This window comes from Woodsholea maritima DSM 17123 (assembly GCF_000382325.1).
Classification (GTDB): Bacteria; Pseudomonadota; Alphaproteobacteria; order Caulobacterales; family Maricaulaceae; genus Woodsholea; species Woodsholea maritima.
The window spans coordinates 333,425-354,298 of record NZ_KB908057.1; the positions used below are offsets into that span (position 1 = coordinate 333,425).

Consider the following 20,874-nt stretch of genomic DNA (forward strand, 5'->3'; position numbering starts at 1 on the left):
ATTTTGCAGCGTGTGGCCTAAACCAAAAAAGATAGGTGGACCACGTTATGACTCTTCGCGTTAACCTCACGGCTGAACTTCAAGCGCTTTCGCAAGAGGTGGATTTGCCGCGTGACGGTGATCGCCGCCAGCAGCGCCGTCATATCTGGTTTCTCAATTCGGCCTTTGATCGCATTGACTTGACGACGGCCCTGACCCGCATTGGTGAGCGCGCGCCCGATGCCCCCTTTGCCTTTGTGAACACGCCCAATGTCGATCATCTGGTGCGTCTGCGCAAAGATCCCTCTTACGCGCCTTTATATGCCCAGGCGTGGCTGACGATTTGTGACAGCCGGGTTTTGGAACTGATTGCGAAATTATCTGATGAGCCTGTGGATGTGGCACCGGGTTCGGATTTGACCGAGCGCTTGTTTGAGAGCGTTATTGATCCAAACGAAGCCTTGACGGTCATCGGCGGAGATGAGGCGACCATAGAAGCCTTGCGCCTACGCTATGGCTTGACCCAAATTCAATGGCATCAGCCGCCGATGGGGCTTCGTCATAACCCAGAAGCCATCGCACAGTGTGCGCAATTTGTGGCCGATCACCCTGCGCGCTTTGTCTTTATCTGTGTGGGATCACCACAACAGGAAATGGTCGCGGCAGCGTGTTTGGAGCGCGGCGATTGTAGCGGGATCGGATTATGTGTCGGCGCGTCCTTAGATTTTCTTGCCGGAAAAGTCGTTCGTGCGCCAAAATGGATGCAAAAAGCGCGTTTGGAATGGGTCCATCGCTTGCTGAGTGAGCCCAAGCGGATGTGGAAACGCTATCTCGTCGATGGGCCTAAAGTCATCTTCTTATATATGGAATGGCGCAGAGCGCGGGGCAAGTTGCGTGCATTTGAGCGCCAATTGGCTAAGAAGTTTGCATAGATATAAAAAAACGCGCCTTAGGGCGCGTTTTTTTTTGCGTAATGGTGGGCGTAACAAGATTCGAACTTGTGACCTCTACGATGTCAACGTAACGCTCTAACCAACTGAGCTATACGCCCCTGCCAAAACGAGAGCGGTGATATAACGGCTCCCATCTGTGATGGCAAGCTTTGGGCTGCAGATACTTAGGCTGGTTTCGCATCCAGAGGAAACTTGGGCAATCTTGCGCTTAAATTATGACTTTTTTGCCACATATTACCGTCTTTTCATGTTCCTATGATTTCTTGGGGTGGACGTGACAAAACTATTACATTTTTATTACTTATAAGCGGAATACGCTTAATAAGAGAAGCTGTAAAAATACAGTCTCATTCAAAAGGGGAATTCAATGAGTTATTTGGGCAAAGGGCGCTATTTGCGCTCTACGGTTTTGGCTGGCTTAGCGCTGACAGGCCTGGCTGCTCTACCTGCATGGGCTCAAGAGCCTATTCAAACTGAAAACCAACAAACCGAAGACGAAGCCTCTCAAGAAACCATCGTCATTACGGGGTCACGTATTCGTCGGAATGAATTCACGAGTGTGCGTCCTGTACAAATTCTTTCAGGCGAAGTGTCTCGCGATATTGGTTTGTTTGATGCGGGCTCAATCCTTCAAGAAAGCACGGTGTCAACGGGGCTTCAGTTTGACACAACATTCAACGGTTTTGTTCTGGATAACGGTCCTGGCTCAACTACCGCTGACCTTCGCGGTTTGGGTGCGTCTCGTACCCTGGTTTTGCTAAACGGCCGCCGTATGGGCGCTGCCGGTGTTGAAGGTGCGCCGGGGGTGGCTGATCTAAGCTTGATCCCAAATACCTTGATTGAGCGTTATGATGTCCTGTTGGACGGTGCATCCTCTATTTACGGCTCTGACGCTGTTGCGGGTGTTGTTAACGGTATCTTGCGTAAGAACTTTGATGGGTTTGAGGTCGAGGCTGGATATACTGTACCTGAGCATGGTGCAGGTCAGGCTATGACGCTGTCAGCACGTTGGGGCGTGAACGCAGACCGTGGGTTCATGGGCTTTGGTGCTGAATGGAGCCGCCAAACGAATATTCGTTTGCGTGACCGTGAAGACATCTTCTTAGGTTGTAATCGCAACGTTGAATATACGTCAGACGGTAAAGTGCGTTATGGCAATGCAGAGATTCTGCGGACCTTGCCTGCAAACTCAACCGCAACAAATTGTACGACGGCTTATGGTATCAACCGCCTTTTTGCTGATCCTCTTGGCGCAGATGCCAATGCTGGTCGCGCACGTGATGAAACCTTTTTCTTCGGAAGCCTTTATTATACCCCAGGCAAGTCGAACGTTGGGATTCCAAACTTCTCAGAACTGAATTTTGGCTTCTTGAGCTATGACTTTGTCACGAATGGTCAGCCAGATGTAGATGCATCTTCGCAATTCTATCAGGCAACAGGCTATCCGCAGCAGCGTGAAGCTGATGTTTTGGCTCAGACTGAAACGTTCAAAAGCTATACATATGGTGAGTACAATATCGGTGGCGATTTCAACATCGATGTGTTCTTCGAAGCTGGCCTTGCTAACCGCCAAACCGTTGCCCATGGTAATGGATCGCAAGCTTTGCAAGCAATCTTACCTGCGGCCAACCCCTTCAACGTTTGTAATCCAAATGCCACGGGTGTTGCTGGTGTAGATTGTGGTGCTGCTTTTAATGCTGAAATGGTTCGTCTTTTAGGTGTTCCTGTTTCGGCTTATGGCTATCAGGATGCTTATCTTGGTGCGCGCCAAATTCAGATGCAGGTTCGCTTTAACCTAGCTGAAGAAGACAAGACTCTAGAAACTGAAATCACGCAGATGCGCTTTGTCGGTGGTCTTCGCGGCGATGTTCCCGTTTCTGCCGATTTCCCGATCAAAAACATTTCTTGGGAAGTGTCTGCTAGCTATGATCGTTCAATCGGTCAATCAACGCGCACTGTGATCGATGACAATGCTTTGGCGCTCTCTCTGGCGACGACCATTGAGAATCCAAATGCACCAGGTGAGTTCATCTGTGGTTTGGACCCAGATGGCGATGGTATCCCGAATCCAGATCAACCTTTCTACGGTAATGGCGTTAACCAGTCACCGCCTTGTGTTGCTGTGAATCTGGGCGCACCTAGCTTGTTTGCGATTGGTGGTGGTAGCTTTGCCACTCAAGAAGAATATGACTTCCTGATCACACGCCGTACATTTGATACGGTTGTTGAGCAAAGCGTCCTGACTGGGTTTGTAAACGCGGACCTTTTCCAACTGCCGGCTGGTACTGTTGCAGGCGTTATTGGTTTCGAATACCGCCAGGATAGCATTGCGTCTGACCCAGATGCTGTTGCGCGTAATGGTCAAGGTTATGGTTTCTTCTCCGATGTCGGGGCCAATGGTACTCGCGATCTTTATGAGGGCTTTGCAGAGATCGAGGTCCCACTCGTCGCGAATAAGCCTTTGATCGAAGAATTAACTTTGAATGCGTCTGCACGCTTCACAAGTGAATCAAACTTTGGTTCGGCCTGGACATATGGTCTGAGCGGTATTTACCGTCCAACCAACTACCTGACTTTCCGTGGTGGTTACGGGACATCTTTCCGTGCACCAAACTTACGTGAGCAGTTCTTGTTAGGTCAGTCTGGGTTTAACTCTTACGTTGACCCTTGTATTGTTCCTGAGAGTGCTGTTGGTGATTTTAACGCTTATGATCCAAGTGGTGAAACGCGTGACCAAATCACCCTCGATAACTGTGTCGCAGCTGGTTTGGATCCAACGACCTTGAATGCGGGTTCGCCAAACTCTGTCAGCGTTGAGGTCTTTAAAGTTCAAGGTGCTGACCTGAAAGAAGAGACATCGCGTTCTTGGAATGCGGGGTTTGTGGTCGAACAACCGTGGTTTGATGCTTTTGAGCTAAGCTTTGCGGCGACCTACTATGACATCCGTGTTGAGGACACTCTGGTTGAAACGGGTGCTTCGCAAATCATTGATGATTGCTACAATGTTCAGCCTAATCTCGGCAGTGCATATTGCGGTCTGATCACGCGGGACTCACGCGGCTTAATTAGCGAAATCCGTACGCCATTTGTGAACCAAGACGAAGAAACAGCAAAAGGCATCGATTTCAATATTCTCTTTGGTTCTGATTTCGTTCTGTTCGAACGCAATGTGGACTGGGGTATTGATCTGCGTTTGAACAATACTATCGAGCGTGACTCGATTGTTCGCGCACCGGGTGCTGATCCTGTGACCTTTGAAACTGCGGGTGAGCCATATAATCAACACTGGAATGGTCGCTCTCGGATCTTTGCTGATTACGGTGACTTCCGTGTGACTTGGAACACGCGTTGGATCGGAAGCAGCAAAACTGACTTCCCTGATGCATTGGGGATCGAAGATACCTGTGATGGTGCCGCGAATGGTGATGTGGATTGTGCAGACATCGATTGGATCGATGATTACTACACCCACGATGCCTCACTTCGTTGGAGCCGTGATACTTGGAGTCTCCTCGTTGGCGTCCAAAACGTCTTTGATGAGAAGCCTCAGCTGGTCGATGAAATCTTCACTGTTAATGGGACCAATGTGCCATTCAACCAAGACTTCATCGGGCGTCGTTTCTTCGTCAACATTCAAAAATCCTTCTAATATAGACGGTTGACTGTTGAAAGGGCGGTGCGTGAGGAAACTCGCCGCCGCCCTTTTTCTAAGGGGACGATCATGAAAAGCTTAAAGATATGGGCGTCGGCAATTGCTGTCGCGCTTGCAGGGACTGCAAGTGCGATGGGGCAGGGCGACCTAATTCCACTGGACTATTTTGCTGTGCGAGAAGCAATGCAGCAGGCGCAGGTCTCGCCTGACGGTAAGTACCTTGCCTTAATGCGAATTGCCTCAAAAGAGGGTGATCCGTATATAGAAATCTATGAAACCAATAATCTACAAAGTGACCCAATCCGTTTGAATGCGGATCCAATGGAATACACCAGCCTTGCTTGGGTTAGTGATGACCGGTTGTTGATTTCTGCTCGCCAACGAATGGGCCGTAGAATTGAAGGGTTTAATCGCGGTGTATTTCGTTCGCGTATTACCGGCTATGACATCTCAGAAGGTGAGTTTGTTGAGTTTGGTGATAATGTAGGCATCGCGAATATTTTGCCGCATGAGCCCGATACAATTCTTATATCTGTGCCTTTGACAACTGGATCGGCGACTGAAGATGATCCTTTTGCGGCGTTTCGCCCGCGCGCTTATTATCGGTTGAATCTTGAAACAGGCCAGCGTCGTTTGGTTTTACGTGGAAATGAGCGCATTGCCACGGCGAGCTTTGATGACGAGGGTAATCCACGTGCCGCGCGTGGATATGATGCTGCAACCCGTGAGTCTGTATATTATTATCGCAAGCCTGGTGACGAGCAATGGCAAGAAGCCCATCGCCAAGATACGTTTGACTATCGGACATTCGATTTCGCAGCCTTTGATACTCAAGACGAGAATCTGGCTTATGTGATTGCCAATAATAGTGCCGATCTAGCGGGCTTGTGGGAGTTTGATTTACAAAGCGGTGAGATTGGTGAGCTCATTTTCCGTCCACAGCGTAGTGATGTTTCGAGACTTTTATTTCACCATAATCAGTGGGCTGGTCTGGGCGATGAGATCGCCGGGGTGCAATATTTTGGCCGTAAGGACCTAACGGCTTGGATTGATCCGAATGAGCAGGCTTTATATCAGGCGTTAGAACAAGCCATCCCGAATAGCCATGATTTGAGAATTACCTCAGCATCGCGCGATGATACGAAGCTGGTCGTTTTCAATCAGGGACCGCGTGATCCAGGGTCTTTCTATTTATTCTTCGACGGGCAGCTTCAATATCTCGGTGGGCATTATCCTCAGTTGCAACCGGAAAGCCTGGCTGATGTAGAGTATATTAGTTGGCCATCACGCGATGGTACGCGAACAATTCCTGGATATTTGACAGTTCCCCATGGTGAAGGCCCTTTCCCTTTGATCGTCTTGCCGCATGGTGGACCGTTTGTTTCAGAGGTTGTGACCTATGACGAATGGGCGCAAATGCTGGCCAGTCGGGGTTATATGGTATTGCAGCCGCAATACCGTGGGTCCTTAGGGTATGGATATGAGCATTATATCTCTGCCTTGGGTCAAGCTGGCCTAGCCATGCAGGATGATAAGGATGATGGTGCGCTCTATTTGGTTGAGCAGGGGCGTGTTGATCGCGACCGTATTGCAATGTTTGGCTGGTCTTATGGGGGATATGCGGCATTGGTAGCTGCATCCCGTACGCCTAATATTTATCAGTGTGTCATCGCGGGCGCTGCGGTTGCAGATCCGAATCTCCAACTCAATTATTATCGCGACCAACTGATTCCAGCTCAAGAGGCGTTTGAACTGAGTCGTCGAGAGGGAATCCAACCTATTGACGAGGTTTCAAATATTAATGTGCCTATGTTGATTGTTCATGGCAGCGTTGACCAGCGTGTTCCAATAGAGCATATGCGTCATTATATTCCTGAGCTTGACAGGAATGGTGTTAATTACCAGTATTTAGAGCTGGAGGGTGCTGATCATTTCTACAATACATTGTTCTATGAACATCAAATTGCTTTGTATGAAAAAATGACCGCCTATATAGAAAGTGAATGTGGACCAGGCGGTTTGTAAATCAGCTTAGAGTTTGAAAATTTGAGGGGGGTGTTTATGGCCTTCCTCAATTTTCTTCCAACTCATTGTATGTATATATTTTATTTGAATCTATATTTAACAATATCGATGGACTGTGGGACTCATTCAGCCCGCAAATGACAGGGTGTTTGCTTTTTTGCAACATTTTTGCGGGAAAACACCGATCGCAGCATCACACTCTAGACGGCACTGTGACAAAAAATTCATATTAGATCATAGAGGGGGCAAACTCCTCATAATAAGGCCCGCCAAAGGGCCAATAACGATCAAAACAAAGGGGAACGATCGTGAGCAATTGGGATAAAGGGCGCTTTATGCGTTCGACAATGCTGGCTGGCTTTGCTGTGGCTGCTGTATCTTCTGGTGCGGCTTTGGCACAACAAAGTGGCGATGACGTGATTACCGTTACGGGTTCTCGCATCCAGCAGCCAAACATGATATCGCCAACCAACGTCAACGTTTACAACTCTGAGCAAATTCAGCTCTCAGGGGCCGTGAACGTTTCAGAAATTCTGCGTACGCTTCCAGCTGCCGGTGTGTCTGGTTTGACGTCTTCAAACTCAAACTTCACCACAACCGCCTCAGGTATCAACACCGTCGAGCTTCGTGAATTAGGTGAAGACCGTACCTTGGTTCTGGTAAATGGCCGTCGCTTTGTTTCCGGTGTTCCAGGCAGCCAAAACGTTGACTTCAACTCTATTCCTACCGACATCATCGAGCGCGTTGACGTTGTGACGGGTGGTGCGTCAGCTGTTTATGGTTCTGATGCCTTGGCCGGTGTTATTAACATCATCTTGCAAGACGACTTCGAAGGCGTGAAAACAGCCTTCCAAGCCGGGATTACTGAAGCAGGTGATGATGAAACCTATAAGGCGACTGTAACCATCGGTTCGAACTTTGCTGATGGCCGTGGTAACGCTGTTTTCTCAACCACTTGGGAACGCGAAAACGGTGTATATGCACGTGACCGTGATGGTCTGGAATATGATGGTTTCTACTCATTACCGGGTCGGAATTTCTTCTCAAGCTATTCTGAGAAGGGTAACATCAAAGTTCCACGTCCAGGCCAGTCTTCGCTGAGCTATGTTGTCGATGGTGGGACTGTTCGTCCATTCCAGAGCGCGAACGCAGATGGCACACCACTTGATGGTTTCAACCGTCAAGCTTACCGTGCTTTGTCTGTTCCTACTGAGCGTACTCAAGTTTCTTCAATCATTAAATATGATTTGAACGCAAACCATCGCCTGTTTGCTGAAGCGATCTATGCGTCAACTGAAACACGTTCGTCTCTTGAGCCATTCGCTATGGCTAGTGATAACGTCTATGGCGAAAATGCTGCTCAGTTCGTTGATGATGACAATGATGGGGTTGTTGACCGCTCTACTTATGGTGTTTCGATCCTGAATCCATTCGTTCCAGAAGCCTTGCGCAATATCGTGCGCACAAACGCAGATCTGGATAACGATGGTATTCAAGATATTGCTGACGAGAATCTTGTTGTTGGCTTTACGCGCCGTATGACGGAGCTCGATCAACGTGCCGCTGATAACCTGCGTCAAACATTCCGTATCGTTGGTGGTTTGGAAGGCACATTGAAAGATCGCTTCAATTATGAAGTGAGCTTGAACTATGGCCGCACGACCCAGGCCCAGCAATACTCAGGTCAGGTCAATGTTCTGAACTTCCGTAAGTCTTTGGAAGTTGAAGAAATTACGGGCTCTCCTGGTCAGTATCAGTGTGTGGACGAAATCGCACGCGCTCAGGGTTGTTTGCCAGTGGACATTTTTGGCCAAGGCTCTATCGGCGCTGGCTTGGATGAAACCACACGCAATAATTTGCTGACATGGTTGAAAGCGCCGTCTTCAACGAATGCGAAACTGGAACAGCTCGTTGTTTCTGGTTATATTTCTGGCCCTGCGTTCAACTTGCCTGCTGGTCCTGCAATGTTTGTGGTCGGTGGCGAATATCGTGATGAAAATTCTGAATCTATTCCTGATGCCTTGACGCAATCTGGTCAAAATGCCAGTAACAAAACTCCAATTTCTCGTGGTCAATTTGACGTAACTGAAGGTTTCTTCGAATTAGATCTGCCTTTGATCTCTGATGTAGCTTTTGCTGAAGCCATCGATCTGAAATTGGCGGGGCGTTTCTCTGACTACTCAACTATTGGCAGCACCCAAGCTTACTCTGTTGACTTAAGCTGGATCTTTAATGACAATTTCCGCGCTCGTGGTCAGTATTCTCGCGCTGTTCGTGCTCCAAACATTGGTGAACAATTTGGGCCTCTGTCTCAAACCTTCCCAAGGGTTGATGATCCTTGTGAAGGCGTAACTGCGGCATCTACGGGTCAAACGGCAACGAACTGCTTGGCTGATCCAGCCGTTGCAGCGCGTGTGGCGCGTGATGGGGTTTACACGCCAACTCAACCTGAGCGTCAGGGTGTTTCTGGGTTCACTGGTGGTGCACAATCTGGCGGCTTTAGCTTGAAAGAAGAAACTGCAAATACCGTTTCATTCGGTGTGGTCTTCTCACCTGCTTTCACGTCTTGGTTGGAGCCTCTAAATATTTCAATCGATTACTTCGACATTGAAATTCAAGATGCGATTACAACGATTGCTCGTACCGATTCTTTGGACGGCTGCTACAAGCTGGCTAATGGGTATGATTCAAGTTCTGATTTCTGTAAGAACATCATTCGTTTCGGCTCTGGTCCAAACGTGGGTGCTCTGCGCTACTTGAATGCTTACCAGCAAAACGTTGCATCTATTGAAACTTCAGGGATTGATGTTCAAGCAAGCTATCTGTTTGACTTCAATAATATTTTCTCTGGCTCAAGTGCTGACCTGGGGACATTGAATGCATCTGTCATTTATGGTCACCTGATTAAATTTGATCAAACTGCTTATGCTGGTGCTGACGTAACTGACTATAAGAATACCTATGGTCTGTCAGAGCATGAAGCCCAGATCTCCTTTGTTTATAATCGTGGTCCAATCACATTCGCTTGGGACACCAATTATATGAGCAAAGCGGTCTTCTCTCAGGTTGGCCAAGAAGGTCCAGTTGGGGCGAAGGCTTTTCACGATCTGCAAGTGCGTTATTCTTTAGACCAAACCGAGCTTTTCTTTGGTGTTGATAACATCTTCAACACTCATGTTACGCTTGGTCAAGGCGCACCTGGTACTTACCCTGGTTGGGATACCCCGTCTGATGTGTACGAGCCTCTGGGTCGTGCCTTCTACGGCGGTGTTCGTCACACATTCTAAGATTGAGAAGACCTTCGGGTTTTCAAAGTCTGAACTTAAGAACAGGCGGCCCTTGGGCCGCCTGTTTCTTTATGGCAGATCTAAACATTGAGCATAAAAAAAACCGCGTCTAAGACGCGGTTTTTTTTGATTTGATTTGAAGTGGAAGCGCTAAGTTTACGCGGCTTCCATCACTCGCGCGACTTCATCAACGAGATCGCGAAGATGGAAAGGTTTAGACAAGACTTTGGCGTCTTTTGGTGCGCTATTGCCGGAGTTTAGTGCGACCGCAGCAAAGCCCGTGATGAACATGATTTTTAGGCGTGGATCAATTTCCGCGGCGCGGCGCGCCAGCTCAATCCCGTCAATGCCGGGCATGACAATATCGGTCAGCAACAGATCGTAGAGCCCGGCATCTTCGCCCAGCTGATCCATGCCCTCTTCACCGTCGGCAACGACATCAACCTCATGACCTGCGCGTTTGAGAGCTTTCGCCAAAAAGTCGCGCATAGAATCATCATCTTCAGCCAATAAAATTCTGGCCATGGACTTCTCCCACAAATGACACCCAGTAGGCACTATAGGATAATCGGGTAAAGGGGGGCTGAACGCGCTGCGATCATTGCACCCTTTTGACACAAAGCTCAGCACGGCCCACAATGGATGTAAACTGATTTCAGATCATAGGGTCAATCTTTGTGGGTCATACGCGTGTTTATGAATGTCCGCAGCAGGTCTATCGCCTGACGCCCCCGAAAGAGCGAACGAATAATTTTGTTTTTGCATCACCCCATTCGGGCGCGCAGTATTCGCAGGCTTTTCTTAAGCTTAGTCAGGTGCCGCGTCAGATGCTACGCCGCAGTGAAGATGCCTTTGTACAAGATCTTTTTGGTGATGCGCCGGATTTAGGCGCTAGCCTTCTGCAAGCGTTATTCGCGCGGGCCTATGTGGATGTGAACCGGTCCGAAGGCGAATGGGATCCACATCTGTTTCAAAATATGCCTGGGCCAGACACGGGAATAGAGCTGGATTTGACAACGCGCACCCAACAGGGCCTTGGGGTTATGGCTCGCCTGGGCGCAGAAGGGCGCAGTTTATATGCGCGCAGACTGAGTATGAGTGAGGGATTGTTCCGGATAACTCACTTTTATCGCCCTTATCACAAAGCTTTGATGAGCGAGCTTGAGCGGGTGCGCCAGGACTGGGGCAGAGTGGTTCTAGTGGATTGTCATTCCATGCCCAATTCCAGCTCAGGTGGGTATGATATTATTCTCGGCGATCGCTTTGGAACTTCATGCAGGCCTGAATTAATGTCTCTGGTCGAGAACAAATTTCGCACTTTAGGCTTTACAACGAAGCGTAATTCCCCGTATGCAGGCGGCTTCACGACTGCGCATTATGGGTGCCCTGAGGCTGGTATTGACGCGCTTCAAATTGAGATAAACCGTGGGTTGTACATGAGCGAAGTGTCGGTGACGCCAAGTTCACGATTTGAAAACGTTAAAAAGAGCTTGCGCGTATTTATGGAAGATCTGACTCTCGCGTCAGACGCGTGCAATAAAGCCGCCGAGTAATGAAGTTTTCGCGCTTGTTAACACTATAACTGCGAAATTATATTACTTGTACGAGCATTAGGGATTATACTTTCACCAAGTGCGTTCAGTCAGAGATTCGGGTCTTGGTTGAACTGGCGCGCGCCGGGGATACATACGATTAAAGGAAAATACCGGTGACAAACGAAATTGATCATCATGTGGGTAAGCGCTTGCGTCGTCGTCGGCGTTTACTTGGACTGACACAGCAACAATTGGCCGAAGCTGTTGGAATTCGCTTCCAGCAAGTTCAAAAATATGAATGCGGCGCGAACCGCGTCAGCGCGAGCCGTTTGTTTGAACTGGCTGAGGCTTTGGACGTGCCTGTACAGTATTTCTACGAAGGTCTAACGACCCGTGGCGATTCTGTATTGTCTGAAGAAAACCAGATTGCACCAGACATTCTGTCTCAGAAAGAAACCGTGGATTTAATCCGGGCTTACTACAAGCTGGGCGAGCGTCCACGTAAACGCCTTCTGGAACTGGCCAAATCACTTGATCCTTCTGAGCGAGGGTCTACAGAAGCCTCTGACGCTGCATAAGAGTGTGCAGCGCTTAGGTGCTGCACACTGACACGCGAAAGAGGGTAGAGATGTCACTGATTAATCCAGACGATGATCTCGCCCTCTTGCGTCGGCTTGGCGATCGTGCGCGTGAAGTGGCTTTGCCGTTTTTTCGCGCTGCGCCCGACGTTCTCAACAAAGATGCTGAAGGCTTTGACCCTGTTACGGAAGCTGACAAGCTGACCGAGCAGTGCCTGCGCGCCCTGATTGGTGAGCATTGCCCGGATGATAGTATTCTGGGTGAAGAGCAGGCACCAAAAGTGGGCACGTCTGGGCGGACCTGGATTTTAGATCCTATTGACGGCACGCGCGCCTTTATTGCCGGTTTGCCCAGCTGGTGTGTGCTGATCGCGCTGTGTGATGAAACCGGCCCGATCCTTTCCTTGATTGATCAACCTTTCACGGCAGAGCGGTTTATCGGCATTGCGGGCTATGGCCAGCAGGCGTGCTGGTATGAAAGACAGGGTGTGGAACGTCAGATCCGTGTGCGCGGTGTTGATACGCTGTCTCAAGCGATTGGAACCACCACTGATCCTTACTTGTTTCGCGGGGCGGAATATGCGCAATTTGAAGCTATTCGCGCCGCTGCGCGCCTGATCCGTTATGGTTTGGATGCCTATGGCTATGCGGCCATGGCTTTGGGCGGGATTGATTTTGTGGTTGAAACCGGGCTCAGCCCTTGGGATCATGCCGCACTGGCTCCGATTGTGCGCGGTGCGGGCGGGGTATTTACCGATTGGCAGGGCCGCGATCTGGTTCAAGATGGCCGGGTGATCGCGGCGGCGAGCCCTGCGCTCCATCGCGCTTTGATGGCTCATCTGCAATAAAAAAAGCCGGCTCAGTCAGCCGGCTTTTCTCTTGATGGCCTAGGGATTATTCCGCGATGGCTTCACTGATGGGCTTTACAAAGCGCAAGGTCATGCGATCAGACTCGCCGATGGCGTCATAGGCCTCACGATCAAAGTCAGCGGCTTGTTCTTCACCGCGTGCAGCGCTGCGGCGAACCGGTGCCAAGGTCCAAACACCAAAGGGGTGATCGGCGGTATCGGCCGGATTGGCGTTCACTTCGCTGGCTTCAACGAATTCAAACCCGGCTTCTTGGGCGAGGGCGATGATATAATCCTGCTGGACATAGCCGCTGGCCGCGGTGGGGTCTTGCTCACGCGTGGCGGGTAAGCGGTGATCGACAACGCCTAAAATGCCGCCCGGCTTCAAGGCCGCATAGAAATCGGCAAAGGCTTTTTCAGCATAGCCATCGCCCATCCAGTTGTGCGCATTGCGAAAGGTCAAAATCGCATCCACGCTACCGGCTTCAGCCAGCGCGCCGCTTTCAGCGCCCAGCGTGGTGTAGGCAACCTCGCCATAGTGTGGGGCGGAGAAGCGTTCTTTGAAGCCGTTCAAAAATTCAACGTGACGCTCATTATTCATGTCGAAGGGATAAAGCGCAGCGACATAATGTCCGCCATTGGCGTGCACCCAAGGGGCCAGGATATGGGTGTACCAGCCGCTGCCCGGCCAGATTTCAATCACCGTGCCGGACGGGTCAATGTCAAAGAAATCTAGGGTTTGTTGAGGGTGGCGCCACACATCGCGTTCGCGATCTTCATTGCGCCAATCCGCGGCGATGACGGCGTCCAGCTGGCCATAATCAACGCCGTCCTGCATGGCGACAGGTGCGTTTTCTGGAGAGGCTTCGGTGCTCATACCGACTTCACCCATATCGCCGTCTGGGGCAGGGGTGGCCGGATCTTCTGGATTATTGCCACAGGCAGCCAGCACAAGGCTCAAAGCAGACATTGCGATCAGACGGTTCATAATTCCCCCACGGGTTTGGTACTTTAAAAAACAAGTGCGTGTTCGCACACGGCGCTAAGCTAGCAAATTTTATCACGATATCGAAACACATCTTGATCAGAAAAAATTGATCACACCCCCTTGCAAGCTCGGATTGCGCTTCCCAAGTAAAACTCACGAGGCCGCCAAATGGGGTCTCATCGCCGACGGGGCGCTGTGAATGCAGGCCTCGTCATGTTAAACATAGGCATTGGTGTTGCCCAATGCTGTTTGATCGCTTCTAGGAAGGATTAGACGAATGCGTACTGTAGACTTTACCCCGCTCTATCGCACCATTGTAGGCTTTGACCGTTTAGCCGATATGATGGACAGCGCCGCTAAGCAGGAAGCGGGATCAGGTTATCCCCCCTATAATATCGAGCAACTTGGTGAGCATGAATACCAGATCGAACTGGCGGTAGCCGGTTTCGGTGAGGACGATCTCGTCGTTGAGGTTCAGGCCAATGTGCTCAGCGTCACTGGCAAAAAAGGCGGTGAAGAGCGCACTGAAGGGCGCAATTTCATTCATCGCGGTATTGCCGAGCGTTCGTTTGAGCGCCGCTATCACTTGGCTGACCATGTCCAGGTGCGTGAGGCATCCTTGAAAAACGGGCTTTTGCAGATCCGTTTGCAGCGCGAAATCCCTGAAGCCAAGAAGCCGCGCCAGATCACGATTAATTCCACTAAAGCCAAAGCCACTTTGATTGAGGGTGGAAAAGCCAGTGCAGCCTAATCTTTAGCTCCCCCCTTAGAGATCTTGTAAGAGCTCTTGCGAGCGCATGTGCGGGTCTGCCCTATTCCCTCCCCTTGTAGGGTTTGACCGGCACGTGACGACAATTTCCCTCGATCGAACGTCAAATGCGATGAGTTTCCCCGGCTCATCGTATTTGGTGTTTTGCGATTATAGCCCCAGCTCCGCTTTGAGGGCTTTCAATTCCTCCATCCAGATCCGAGAGGAGCTGTCGGAGGGCGCGCGCCAATCCCCGCGCGGGCTGAGGGCACCTGCCGCGCTGACCTTTGGGCCATTGGGCACGCAGGTCCGTTTAAACTGGCTGGTCTGATAGAAGCGCCAGATGAAAACCTCTAACCATTTCAATAGCGTTTCAAGATCATAGGCGATCTTGTCGGCGTCCTTCATATGGGGAGGCCAGTGGCCGCGCTGGCGTTCGCCCCAGGCCTGATGGGCCAGGAAGGCGATCTTCTGCGGCCCAAACCCGGTGCGCACGGCATAGTGCAGATTGAAATCCTGCAAAGGATAAGGCCCGATTTTATCCTGAGTGCTTTGTAAAGGCGCGCCCTCTTCGACGGGCACTAGCTCGGGCGAGATTTCCGTCTCTAAAATCGCGAGCAAGGTCTGGGAGACCGCTTCGCCATAGAGGTTTTTATGGGCGCACCAGCGGATTAGATGCTGGATCAAAGTTTTCGCCACCCCGCTATTGACCGTGTAATGGGACATGTGATCGCCCACGCCATAGGTGCACCAGCCCAGCGCCAGTTCGGATAAATCCCCCGTGCCAATGACCAGACCATTGAGGTGATTAGCGAGGCGGAAGAGATAATCGGTGCGTAGGCCCGCCTGCACATTCTCAAAGGTGATGTCATACTGCGCATGCCCCTCACTATAGGGATGGTCCAAATCGTCGAGCATTTGGCGTGCGGCGGGGCGGATATCAATCTCTTTAAAAGTAACGCCCAGACCTTCGATCAGGGCGATGGCTTGGGCCTTGGTTTGCGCGGATGTCGCAAAGCCAGGCAGGGTGACGGCGATAATGTCTTTACGCTCAAGGCCCAGCCGATCAAAGGCTTGGGTCGTCACCAACAGCGCTTGGGTGGAATCAAGCCCGCCCGATACGCCGATGACGGCGCGTTTGATGCCGCTCATCTTCAGGCGCTGAGCCAGGGCCTGAACCTGAATATTATAAGCCTCATAGCAATCACTATCGAGCTTGGTGAGGTCATTGGGCACGAAGGGGAAGCGATCAATATCGCGCTTTAAAGGGATCTCAATCTCGCGCGGCGGGTTCAGCGTGAAGTTGATCCGGCGGAAACCTTTGAGGCGGTCATGCTCGCGCGCCGCATTATCTTTGAAGGAAGATAGGCGCAGGCGCTCCTGCGTGATGCGTTCAAGATCGATATCAACGACGACATGGGTCGGCTCGATCTGAAAGCGTTCGCTTTCGCCCAGCTTGGTGCCGATTTCATAGGCGCACAGCTGACCATCCCAGGCGACATCATTACTGCTCTCACCAAAGCCAGAGGCCGAATAGAGATAGGCGGCCATGGCTTTGCGCGATTGGGCATCAACCAGCAAATGCCGCTCATCCGACTTGCCGATGATAATGTTCGAGGCTGAAGGATTGGCAATGATGCTGGCCCCGGCGAGCGCGCCATAGAGGCTGGGTGAAATCGGGCTCCACAAATCTTCGCAAATCTCCACGAACAGGCGCAAATCTGGAATATCCTCGGCCTGGAAGATCAGATCGGCCCCGATCGCTACGGTTTGGCCCGCAAAGCGGATCTCGCGCGCGCGCAAATGGCTGATATCGCTGAACCAGCGCTTTTCATAATATTCGCGGTAATTGGGCAGATAGGATTTGACGCACAGGCCCAGCAAAGTGCCGCGATGAATGACGGCCGCACAATTGAAGACCTGATCTTCGACCCGTACCGGCAGGCCGACGATTATGACGGGCAGGCGCGTGCGGCTATCCTCAATCAGGATTTTTAACTCAGCCTCGGCCCGATCAAGCAGGGTGCGTTGATGATGAAGATCATCCAGCGCATAGCCGGTGAGGGAAAGCTCGGGAAAGAGCGCCAGCGCGCAATGGTTATTATGAGCCTGATCGAGGAGGGCGAGGATCGCCTCACGATTGGCTTTGGGATCTGCGCTAGTCAGCACGGGCGCGTAAATGCCTGCGCGCGCAAAGCCATGGCGATAGAGATTGGAAAAGGCTGGCATGGCGGTGCTCCCGCAAAACTGTCTTATGCTCAAGAGGAGTATATATAGGGCCTGCAGGTCAGATGCAATTGGGCAGAGCTGAAGGCGCGTTTAGCCGACGCGTGCCAAGGGGACATCCACCGCGCCGGCCAGGCTGGCGACTTGCAGGCTGAAACCTTCAGGCAGTGTCGCACCGGTAAAGCACGAGCCATTGAAATTGGCGCGCCGCACATCGGCCTTTTCTAGATTGATGTAGGAAAGATCCGCGCCCGAGGCGACGACATCGCGCAAATCGGCTTCGCTTAAATCGGCATAGCGTAGGCTTGCCGCGGCAAGGCTGACCGCCAGGCGCCGGTCATTGGGTAGGATCAGCGCGCTGAGTTTTGCCCCGCGTAGATCGGCATTGTTGAGCTTGGCCCCAGACAGATCCGCGCCGCGTAGATCCGCCCCGCGCAGGCACGCCATGCGAAGATCGGCGCGCGCCAGCTTGGCCGCTTGCAAATGCGCGCCTTCCAAATCCAGGCCATAAAGCGTTGCGCCATTGGCGCTGAGCCCGGTGAGGTTGCGATTGGCCAGCGAGGAGAGGGCGCGTAGATCGCGGCGATCAAAATTCGCCAGCGCGCCGTTCTGGCCATGGGTTTCGCAAAAAGCGGCATGATCGGAAATCATTGACCAGGCTTTGGCGATATTGGTGCCCCAGGGCTCGCCCACGGGCGCATCGGTCAGTGCGCCTTCGGTAATGACCCCTTGCAGGCGCGCGCGCTCCATCTTCACGCCCACCAGAACGGCATCGCTCATATCGGCATCAGAAAGATCGGCATCGCATAAATCCGCCCCTTCCAGATTGGCACCAGAAAAGCGCGAGCCGCGCAAATTGGCCCGCGTCAGGCGCGCCCCGATCAGAATGGCATCGGAGAAATCAGCTTGTTGGGCCATGACGCCCGCCATTTTGGTCTGGGTCAGGTTCGCGCCTTTAAAAGTGGTTTCGCCCAAATCCCCGGCGCGGTCTTCATGCTTGATCATGGCCAGGCCGCGATCACGATCGACTTGGGCAATGGCCCCTTCGCGCAGATCCGCCTGGGTGAGGTCAGCCCCTGTAAGGTTTGAGCCGCGTAAGAGGCAGCCGCGCATATCCGCGCGCCGCAAATCCGCGCCCGAGAGCTGAACCCGGCGCATATCGCAGGCGAACATGATGGCATTGGTTAAGATGGCCATCGCGAAATTGGCCCCGCCTAAAGACGCGCCTGAAAAGTTCGCATCGGCGAGATTGCGGTTGGATAGGCTGAGCCCATCGAGAATTTTATAGGAAAAATTGGCGCGTCCACCGCCGGGCCGACCGGTTAAAAAGCGCTCATGGCGATCACAGATATGATCGACCTCAGCCTGGTTCAAGCGCTCATAAACTACTGTGCCGCCAATCATTAAACGCTCAAACCTTCCACCCTCAACCGCGTATCGGGCCCCATAAGCGCTTTACGGTAAGGAAAGGGGCTTAACAGGGCGTTTCTAGGGCTGTTTTTCCCGTTTAGACCCTACGGTTCCTTGGGGATGGACCTGAAGGCGTGAAATGCCCTTCTGGCCCAGCTGCACGAGATGCGCGTCGAGATCCTCATGACTATGGGGCTTTAGGCACGCTTCGTAAAGATGGGCGCGTTCGTCTTCATAGACAAGCGGTTTGCCGGTTCTGACCCGATGAAAAAAACCTGCATTCAAGTCTAAAGCGTCACGTTCTCGCACGCCTGTGGTGAGCGCGATCCCAGCGGCTTGCAGCTTGGCGAGGCCGCGTCCATCCACTTGGGGGAAGGGGTCCAGGCAGGCAATGACCACGCGCGCCACTTTGGCACGGATCAGATGATCGGCGCAGGGCGGGGTTTTACCATGATGGGCACAAGGTTCTAGGCTGACATAGGCCGTTGCGCCCTGCGCCGCGTCTCCGGCCGCGTCTAGTGCGCGCGCTTCGCCATGGGGGCGCCCGCCAGGGCCGGTGACCCCAGTAGCGATGATCACCCCGTCTTTGACGAGCACACAGCCGACCGCCGGGTTAGGGGCGGTGGAGCCCAGCGCCTGATAGGCCAGCGCCAGGCTTAGATCCATAAATCGCTTATCGCTAAGCGCTTGCGTCATACGGCAGCGGGAATGGGCGGAAGACCGGTGGCGCGGTCTTCATCCAGATACCGCACATCCACGGGGCGCAGCCCCTCCATCTCGATCAGCAAGGGATTGCCGGTTGGGGCCTCAATCTCCATGATCTGGTTTTGATCCAGCTGGAACAGCATTTTCACCAGGGCGCGCAGCGAATTGCCGTGGGCCGCAATGATCACGTCTTCACCGGCCAGAATTTTCGGCGCAATGGCGTTTTCCCAATAAGGCGCTACACGCTCCAGGGTGGTTTTCAGGCTCTCGCTTAGCGGCAGATCTTTGACATCAACATGACTATAGCGCGGATCAAAGCGCGCATGACGCTCATCATCCAGCGGCAGGGCGGGCGGAGGCGTGTCATAAGAACGACGCCAGATATGAACCATATCCTCGCCATGTTGCTGGGCCGTCTCAGATTTATTGAGCCCGGTCAGAAGTCCGTAATGACGCTCATTCAAACGCCAATGCTTTTCAACCGGGATCCAGACGCGATCCAGCTCTTCCAAAGACAGCCAGCAGGTGCGAATGGCGCGTTTAAGATAGCTGGCAAACGCATAGGTCGGGGCAAAGCCCGCATCCTTCATCAACTGGCCCGATTGGCGGGCCTGAGCTTCGCCTTCGGCGGTCAGATTAACATCGACCCAGCCGGTAAAGCGATTTTCCAGATTCCATTCACTTTGGCCGTGGCGCAATAAAACAAGACGGGTCATGATCCAGCCTCTTATGATCAAATCTTCAAGGTTTACCTGCGTCCATACTCGGTTTTGGGCCTCAGCGCGAGCCCCGGACTGCGCGAATGTGGCTTTTGCTAGAAAGCCTGGCCCTCACCTGCTAGAGCCTAATAAGATACAGACTTAAGGGAGGCCTATATGGATCAGGACCGCTTATTGAGCGCCATGCGCCGGACTTTGGCCATTGAAGCTGAAGGCTTGAAGGTTCTTGAAGACAGCCTCAATGGCGATGCGGTTAAGGTCGTCGAGTTGATTGCGGGCCTGAAGGGGCGCCTTATCTGTGCCGGGGTCGGCAAATCCGGCCATGTCGCGCGCAAGATCGCGGCCACCTTGGCCTCGACCGGCACGCCTGCACAATATGTCCACCCTTCTGAAGCTTCCCATGGCGATATGGGGATGATCACCCAGCATGATGGCGTGCTGGCCCTCTCCAAGTCTGGTGAAACCAAGGAATTGGGCGATATGATCGCCTATTGTCGGCGCTTTGGCGTGCCTTTGATCGCGATGACGACGGGGGCGCAATCGAGCCTCGCCAAGGGCGCTGATCACCTCTTGCTTTTACCCAATGTTCCCGAAGCGTGTGGGGAGACCCGCGCACCGACCACCTCAACCACTTTGCAGATCGCGCTGGGGGATGCTTTGGCGGTGGCTTTGATTGAAGCCAAAGGCTTTACCGCGCAAGACTTTGGCGTTTTCCATCCGGGTGGTGCTTTGGGCGCGGCCTTGCTGAGCGTGGAAAACTTGATGCATCGCGGTGATGTCTTACCTCTGGTGTCCGAAGACGCCTTGATGAGTGAAGTGTTGTTGGTGATGAGCCAAAAGGGCTTTGGCTGCGTGGGTGTGCTGCATGCGGATAAAACCCTCGGTGGGATTATCACCGATGGGGATTTGCGCCGGCATATGGGGAGCGATCTTTTAGGCTTACCGGCTAAGGCCGTGATGACGGCCAATCCCACGACGGTGCATCCCGATATTCTCGCTGCATCTGCGCTTCGCTTGATGACAGCCGGGACGCGCAAAATTTTACAGATCTTTGTTGTCGATGACGCAAACCGTCCGCAGGGTCTGATCCATATTCACGATCTGTTGCGGGCTGGAATTTCGTAAGGTGCAGGCGGGTTTTTTGGAGCTTTGAAGAAAGTCTTGACCCGCGAAGCGGTAAATGCTGATTGCCATCTCACAGTTAACTTCACTACCTAAGGG

The 20,874-nt window shown here is 52.2% G+C and carries 15 protein-coding genes and 1 tRNA gene; 9 read left to right on the forward strand and 7 right to left on the reverse strand.

Translation table 11 applies throughout. The features are described 5' to 3' along the window. The first annotated feature begins 47 nt into the window (after nt 1–47). Nucleotides 48–911 (forward strand): WecB/TagA/CpsF family glycosyltransferase, encoded by an 864-nt coding sequence (locus H151_RS0107120; RefSeq protein WP_019960962.1) that lies wholly within the window; start codon nt 48–50, stop codon nt 909–911. 42 nt (nt 912–953) lie between these two features. On the opposite strand, the gene H151_RS0107125 is transcribed toward H151_RS0107120, so the two are convergent. Next, a tRNA-Val gene (locus H151_RS0107125) sits at nt 954–1,030 on the reverse strand. A 269-nt stretch (nt 1,031–1,299) separates the two neighbouring features. Here H151_RS0107125 and H151_RS0107130 point away from each other — a divergent pair. The 3 genes from H151_RS0107130 (at nt 1,300) to H151_RS0107140 (ending at nt 9,896) form a co-directional block, all read left to right on the forward strand. Beyond that, a complete protein-coding gene (locus tag H151_RS0107130; RefSeq protein ID WP_019960963.1) occupies nt 1,300–4,581 on the forward strand; it encodes a TonB-dependent receptor domain-containing protein in 3,282 nt (1,093 codons plus the stop codon). Nucleotides 4,582–4,653: 72 nt separating this feature from the next. After that, the gene (locus tag H151_RS0107135; protein ID WP_019960964.1) at nt 4,654–6,609 is read left to right on the forward strand and encodes an alpha/beta hydrolase family protein; all 1,956 of its coding nucleotides are present in this window, start codon (nt 4,654–4,656) and stop codon (nt 6,607–6,609) included. 308 nt (nt 6,610–6,917) lie between these two features. Next, nucleotides 6,918–9,896 carry a TonB-dependent receptor domain-containing protein gene (locus H151_RS0107140; RefSeq protein ID WP_156823411.1) on the forward strand — a complete coding sequence of 993 codons (2,979 nt, stop codon included), beginning with the start codon at nt 6,918–6,920 and terminating at the stop codon, nt 9,894–9,896. A 156-nt stretch (nt 9,897–10,052) separates the two neighbouring features. Here H151_RS0107140 and cpdR read toward each other — a convergent pair whose 3' ends face one another. Next, on the reverse strand, nt 10,053–10,421 hold the full coding sequence (cpdR, locus tag H151_RS0107145) for a cell cycle two-component system response regulator CpdR (RefSeq protein WP_019960966.1): 369 nt from the start codon (nt 10,419–10,421) through the stop codon (nt 10,053–10,055). Between the two features lie 152 nt (nt 10,422–10,573). Here cpdR and H151_RS15790 point away from each other — a divergent pair, with 152 nt between their 5' ends. From H151_RS15790 to H151_RS0107160, 3 genes are all read left to right on the forward strand, one after another. Next, nucleotides 10,574–11,449 (forward strand): N-formylglutamate amidohydrolase, encoded by an 876-nt coding sequence (locus tag H151_RS15790; protein ID WP_019960967.1) that lies wholly within the window; start codon nt 10,574–10,576, stop codon nt 11,447–11,449. Between the two features lie 155 nt (nt 11,450–11,604). Then, nucleotides 11,605–12,009 carry a helix-turn-helix domain-containing protein gene (locus tag H151_RS0107155; protein WP_019960968.1) on the forward strand — a complete coding sequence of 135 codons (405 nt, stop codon included), beginning with the start codon at nt 11,605–11,607 and terminating at the stop codon, nt 12,007–12,009. A 50-nt stretch (nt 12,010–12,059) separates the two neighbouring features. Next, nucleotides 12,060–12,857, forward strand: a complete 798-nt coding sequence (locus H151_RS0107160) for an inositol monophosphatase family protein (RefSeq protein ID WP_019960969.1) — start codon at nt 12,060–12,062, stop codon at nt 12,855–12,857. Between the two features lie 46 nt (nt 12,858–12,903). Here the strand turns inward: H151_RS0107160 and H151_RS0107165 are convergent, their stop codons facing one another. Further along, nucleotides 12,904–13,845, reverse strand: coding sequence for a class I SAM-dependent methyltransferase (locus H151_RS0107165; protein WP_019960970.1), 942 nt, complete (start codon nt 13,843–13,845; stop codon nt 12,904–12,906). Between the two features lie 277 nt (nt 13,846–14,122). Here H151_RS0107165 and H151_RS0107170 point away from each other — a divergent pair, with 277 nt between their 5' ends. Further along, a complete protein-coding gene (locus H151_RS0107170) occupies nt 14,123–14,596 on the forward strand; it encodes an Hsp20 family protein (RefSeq protein ID WP_019960971.1) in 474 nt (157 codons plus the stop codon). Between the two features lie 168 nt (nt 14,597–14,764). Here H151_RS0107170 and H151_RS0107175 read toward each other — a convergent pair whose 3' ends face one another. The 4 genes from H151_RS0107175 to gpmA form a co-directional block, all read right to left on the reverse strand. Then, complete coding sequence (locus tag H151_RS0107175; protein WP_019960972.1) at nt 14,765–16,822, reverse strand: NAD(+) synthase; 2,058 nt, start codon at nt 16,820–16,822, stop codon at nt 14,765–14,767. A 90-nt stretch (nt 16,823–16,912) separates the two neighbouring features. Then, a complete protein-coding gene (locus H151_RS0107180) occupies nt 16,913–18,223 on the reverse strand; it encodes a pentapeptide repeat-containing protein (protein WP_019960973.1) in 1,311 nt (436 codons plus the stop codon). An 84-nt stretch (nt 18,224–18,307) separates the two neighbouring features. Further along, a complete protein-coding gene (gene ribD / locus H151_RS15795) occupies nt 18,308–18,895 on the reverse strand; it encodes a bifunctional diaminohydroxyphosphoribosylaminopyrimidine deaminase/5-amino-6-(5-phosphoribosylamino)uracil reductase RibD (RefSeq protein ID WP_019960974.1) in 588 nt (195 codons plus the stop codon). Between the two features lie 26 nt (nt 18,896–18,921). Next, the gene (gene gpmA / locus H151_RS0107190; protein WP_019960975.1) at nt 18,922–19,650 is read right to left on the reverse strand and encodes a 2,3-diphosphoglycerate-dependent phosphoglycerate mutase; all 729 of its coding nucleotides are present in this window, start codon (nt 19,648–19,650) and stop codon (nt 18,922–18,924) included. 159 nt (nt 19,651–19,809) lie between these two features. Here gpmA and H151_RS0107195 point away from each other — a divergent pair, with 159 nt between their 5' ends. Next, a complete protein-coding gene (locus H151_RS0107195) occupies nt 19,810–20,778 on the forward strand; it encodes a KpsF/GutQ family sugar-phosphate isomerase (RefSeq protein ID WP_019960976.1) in 969 nt (322 codons plus the stop codon). Nucleotides 20,779–20,874 lie beyond the last annotated feature (96 nt).